The organism is Azospirillum sp. P4_B5, from assembly GCF_056402275.1.
In genome coordinates this window covers 1-3,345 of the sequence record NZ_JBFUHT010000106.1, presented here as the reverse complement: position 1 = coordinate 3,345, position 3,345 = coordinate 1, and the positions used below count along the sequence as shown (strand labels likewise).

Sequence of the window (3,345 nt, the reverse complement as noted above, 5' to 3'; positions counted from 1 at the left end):
AAGAAGCCGGTCGTCGGCTTCATCGCCGGGCGCACCGCGCCTCCGGGCCGCCGCATGGGCCACGCCGGCGCGGTGATCTCCGGCGGCAACGACACCGCCGACTTCAAGATCGACTTCATGAAGTCGGTCGGCATCGCCGTCGCCGACAGCCCCGCCAGCCTGGGTTCCACCATGCTCAAGGTCTTCAAGGGCTGATCCGTTTTCGTCGCTGTGGTGTTTTCCCCGAAGTGACTGGCCGCGCCGGCAACGGCGCGGTCTTCTTTGTTGTGTATTCGGCAGGGAAGGGGCTGTTTCCGCGATGTGGAAAGCTGAAAACGAAGCGTTGCGGTGAGTGGTCTGACCAGTCATCTTGGTCTTGCACAGGGTGCTTCACCCTTTGTATCGGGCGGGTTGTTGCTCTGCATTTATGCGAGCCTCTCGAAATCACTGGCCGTGCTGGAGACAGCACGGCCATTTTTTTGCTCCTACCGATCGATCGTCCGGGCGAGGGCGAGGAAGCTGGCGATGTAGTCCACGCTCTCCTCGCCGCGGCGGACACCGAGGTGAATGCTCTTGCCGATCCCCGCGCTCCCAAGCCGCACGCAGCGGACGGGCAGACCGGCGCCATCCTCGCGCACCAGCCAGTCCGGCAGGACGGTGACCCCGCGCCGCGCGGCGACAAGCTGGAGCATCAGGTCGGTCGTCTCCGCCGTCTTGTGGCGGAGCGGCCGGCAATGCGCCGGGACGAGGAAGCGGGTGTAGATGTCCAGCCGCTCCAAGCTGACCGGGACGGTGACCAACTCCTCCGCGCGAAGGTCTTCAGGTTGCGCCACGCCCCGCGCGGCGAGCGGATGCGCCTCATGCACCACGAGGACGAGTTCATAGTCGAAGACCGGCGTGAACAGGACATCGGCGGTCTCGATGGGGTCGGGCGTGATCAGCAGATCGATTTCGTTGTCGAGCAGTGCCGCCAAGCCATCGAAGCGGAAGGCGGTGCGGACCTCGAAATCCACGTCCGGCCATTGGGTGAGATAGCGGGCGGTCATCCGCATCAGCCAGGCTTGGCAGGGATGGCATTCCATGCCCACCCGGAACGCCCCGCGGCGGCCCGACGCGAAATCGGCCAGAACCCGTTCGGCGTGCTCGAACTGCGGCAGCAGGCGCTGCGCCAGGGACAGGAGGTGCCGGCCGGCCTGGGTAAAGCGGAGGCTGCGCCCCTTCTTCGTCCAGATTTCGACGCCGCAGCGTTCCTCGAACTTGCGCATCGTGTGGCTCAGCGCCGATTGGCTGAGATTCAGGCGTTCGGCGGCGGCGGTGACGCTGCCCGCCCGATCCACCTCCCGCAGAATCGCGAGGATCTGGCGGTCAAGCATCCATGACTCCGGCTCATCCAATCATGAGAACATACCACTTCTATTCATGATGGCGGGTCGGTAAGCCTGGGGCAACCGCCACAGAGTCAGTCCCGAGGACCGTCATGAGCCAAGCCGCTACCAACCTTTATGCTCACGGAACGGCAAACGTTCTGCGCTTGGCGACCGCGCAGGCGCTGGCCGGCGCCAACGCGGTGGTCGTCTATGCGACGGGGGGCATCGTCGGGCACACGCTGGCGTCGAGCCCGGCGCTGGCCACGCTGCCGCTCTCCGTCTTCGTCGTGGGCATGGCGCTCTGCACGATTCCCGCCGGGGCCATCGCCCGGCGCCATGGGCGGCGCGCCGCCTTCCTGGCGGGGACGGGGTGCGGCGTGCTCGTCGGGCTGCTGTCCGTCCTGGCGGTGATTCTGGGGAGCTTCTGGCTGTTCTGCGCGGCGATGATCCCAGGGGGTGCCTACGCCGCCGTGGTTCTGTCCTTCCGCTTCGCCGCGACCGATTGCGTCGAACCAGAGCGGCGGCCGCGGGCGATGTCGGCCGTGATGGCGGGCGGGGTGTTTGCCGGAGTCATCGGACCGCAACTCGTCACCGTCACCATGGATATCTGGCCGCCGCACCTGTTCCTGGCGACCTTTTTCGCCCAGGCCGCCGTTGCGGCGCTGTCCGCCCTGGTGCTGGTCGGCGTGCGGCTACCGATGCCGACCACCGCGGAGGCCGCTGGGGGCCGCCCGCTCGGGGTCATCGCGCGCCAGCCGCGATTCGTCACCGCCGTGCTGTGCGGGGTCGTCTCCTATCTGCTGATGAACTTCATCATGACGGCGGCCCCGCTGGCGATGCGGCTGTGCGGCCTGTCGCAGGAGGTATCCAACCTCGGCCTGCAATGGCATGTGATCGCCATGTACGCCCCGAGCTTCGTCACCGGGCGGCTGGTCGAGCGGTTCGGCGCGTCCCGCATCGTGTTCACCGGCTTGGCGCTGATCGCCGCCTCCGCCATGGTCGGGCTGGGAGGCATCGACGTGGCGCATTTCTGGGGGAGCCTGATCCTGCTGGGCGTCGGCTGGAACTTCGGCTTCCTCGGGGCATCCGCGCTCGTCCTGGAGTGCCACCGTCCGGAGGAGAAGACGCAGGTGCAGTCGCTCAACGACTTCATCGTGTTCGGTACGATGGCCTTGGGGTCTTTCGCGTCCGGAGGTCTGCTGGCGGCGTTCGGTTGGGACACGGTGCTTTGGGTGTCCTTCGTGCCGCTGGCGGCGGCCATCGCGGCGCTCGCCCTCACGGCATCGTCCCGCGCCACGTCCGCGACCGCTTGAAAGCGGTCGACGCCTCGTCCGTTCGATTGCGAGAACACCATCAAGTCCCGCCCTCCGGGCAGGGCTGACCCTCCCGGCTGTCCGGTTTCCAGAAGCTGGAAAAATTTTCGGATGAAAAGCGCGACGCACCAAAAGTTCGTGTTGCCAACAATCGTGTCTCTGGCATACCATATGCCGTATCTGGAGCGCCACGAACGCAGGGACAGCGTGACCGGCTCTCCAGCACACCATTGAACCATGACTCGCATCGGCACGGAACAAGGCCGCCCATGACGCGGCGATGCGGACGCTCGCTCGGACTCCGCATCGCCCGCCCAAGGGGACCCTCATGCCCGGTATCAAAGCGTCGCAATCCCACGGGAGGGAATGATGGTTGGATCGACAGAATCCCAGAGGCCAGCTTTTAACAGTTCCGGCGGCAAGCAGGCGCCCATTTCCGACGGCGCGCGCTGGATGCAGATCGTCGTCGGCATCGTCTGCATGGTGGCCGCGGCCAACATCCAGTATGCCTGGACGCTGTTCGTGCCGGAAATCCAGGCCACCCATGGCTGGACCCGCGCCTCGATCCAGACCGCCTTCACCGTCTTCGTCGTCGTCCAGACCTGGCTGACCCCCATCGAAGGCTACTTCATCGACCGTTACGGCCCCCGCGTCATCGTCGCCTTCGGCGGCGTGATGACCGGCCT

General features: G+C 66.2%; 3 protein-coding genes and 1 pseudogene. 3 read left to right on the top strand and 1 reads right to left on the bottom strand.

Annotated features, from left to right (window positions below; all coding sequences use genetic code 11):
• Window positions 1–195 (top strand): annotated as a pseudogene (locus tag AC1DVI_RS32040) (succinate--CoA ligase subunit alpha); the annotation flags it as partial.
• 269 nt (window positions 196–464) lie between these two features.
• Here the strand turns inward: AC1DVI_RS32040 and AC1DVI_RS32035 are convergent.
• Window positions 465–1,352, bottom strand: a complete 888-nt coding sequence (locus tag AC1DVI_RS32035) for a LysR family transcriptional regulator (RefSeq protein WP_476961419.1) — start codon at window positions 1,350–1,352, stop codon at window positions 465–467.
• 104 nt (window positions 1,353–1,456) lie between these two features.
• On the opposite strand from AC1DVI_RS32035, the gene AC1DVI_RS32030 reads away from it, so the two are divergent.
• Both AC1DVI_RS32030 and AC1DVI_RS32025 read left to right on the top strand, forming a co-directional pair.
• The gene (locus tag AC1DVI_RS32030) at window positions 1,457–2,659 is read left to right on the top strand and encodes an MFS transporter (RefSeq protein WP_476961418.1); all 1,203 of its coding nucleotides are present in this window, start codon (window positions 1,457–1,459) and stop codon (window positions 2,657–2,659) included.
• Window positions 2,660–3,028: 369 nt separating this feature from the next.
• The coding region (locus AC1DVI_RS32025; protein WP_476961417.1) for an MFS transporter at window positions 3,029–3,345 on the top strand (317 nt) is incomplete at its 3' end.

Excerpts from the sequence above, each read along its gene's own strand:
- AC1DVI_RS32035 (WP_476961419.1), bottom strand. The coding sequence starts at position 1,352 with ATGCTTGACCGCCAGATCCTCGCGATTCTGCGGGAGGTGGATCGGGCG.
- AC1DVI_RS32030 (WP_476961418.1), top strand. The coding sequence starts at position 1,457 with ATGAGCCAAGCCGCTACCAACCTTTATGCTCACGGAACGGCAAACGTT.